The 1,355-nt window shown below is 67.5% G+C and carries 1 protein-coding gene; it reads left to right on the top strand.

Going from position 1 to position 1,355, the window contains the following annotated elements:
• Positions 1-1,355: Clp protease N-terminal domain-containing protein (locus ACWED2_RS48285; protein ID WP_449697234.1), on the top strand; the 1,355-nt coding region annotated here is incomplete at both ends.

The following is a 1,355-nucleotide window of genomic DNA, read 5'->3' as shown; positions in this document are numbered from 1 at the left end:
GCGCCGAGCGGGCACATTCCGTTCACGCCGCGGGCGAAGAAGGTGCTGGAGCTGTCGCTGCGGGAGGCGCTGCAGCTGGGCCACAACTACATCGGTACCGAGCACATCCTGCTGGGCCTGATCCGTGAGGGCGAGGGCGTCGCCGCGCAGGTGCTGGTCAAGCTGGGTGCGGACCTGAACCGGGTCCGTCAGCAGGTGCTGCAGCTGCTGTCGGGTTATCAGGGCAAGGAGTCCACCGAAACCGGTTCCGGCGGTCGTGGTGAGGGCACCCCGTCGTCGTCGCTGGTGCTGGATCAGTTCGGCCGCAACATGACGGTGCTGGCCCGTGAGGGCAAGCTCGACCCGGTCATCGGGCGCGGCAAGGAGATCGAGCGGGTCATGCAGGTGCTGTCCCGCCGGACCAAGAACAACCCGGTGCTCATCGGCGAGCCCGGCGTCGGCAAGACCGCCGTCGTCGAGGGGCTGGCGCAGAGCATCGTCAAGGGCGAGGTGCCCGAGACGCTCAAGGACAAGCAGCTCTACACCCTCGACCTGGGTTCCCTGGTCGCCGGCTCCCGCTACCGCGGTGACTTCGAAGAGCGCCTGAAGAAGGTCCTCAAGGAGATCAAGACCCGCGGCGACATCATCCTGTTCATCGACGAGCTGCACACGCTCGTCGGGGCGGGGGCCGCCGAGGGCGCGATCGACGCGGCGAGCATTCTGAAGCCGATGCTGGCCCGTGGTGAGCTGCAGACGATCGGCGCGACCACGCTCGAGGAGTACCGCAAGTACATCGAGAAGGACGCCGCGTTGGAGCGGCGGTTCCAGCCGATCCAGGTCGGTGAGCCGTCGCTGGAGCACACGATCGAGATCCTCAAGGGCCTGCGCGACCGGTACGAGGCGCACCACCGCGTTTCGATCACCGATTCGGCGCTGGTCGCCGCCGCGACCCTGGCCGACCGGTACATCAACGACCGGTTCCTGCCGGACAAGGCGATCGACCTGATCGACGAGGCCGGCGCGCGGATGCGGATCCGGCGGATGACCGCGCCGCCGGATCTGCGGGAGTTCGACGAGAAGATCGCGAACGTGCGCCGGGACAAGGAGTCCGCGATCGACGCGCAGGACTTCGAGCGGGCCGCTCGCCTGCGGGATGAGGAGAAGACCCTGCTCGGTCAGAAGGGTGAGCGGGAGAAGCAGTGGAAGGACGGCGACCTCGATGTGGTCGCCGAGGTCGATGACGAGCAGATCGCGGAGGTGCTGGCCAACTGGACCGGCATTCCGGTGTTCAAGCTGACCGAGGAGGAGACCACCCGGCTGCTGCGGATGGAGGACGAGCTCCACAAGCGCATCATCGGGCAGGAGGACGCGGTCAA

It is taken from the genome of Amycolatopsis sp. NPDC005003 (assembly GCF_053600695.1).
The sequence above is the reverse complement of the archived record's forward strand: the minus strand, read 5'-3'. Positions and strand labels throughout refer to the sequence as shown.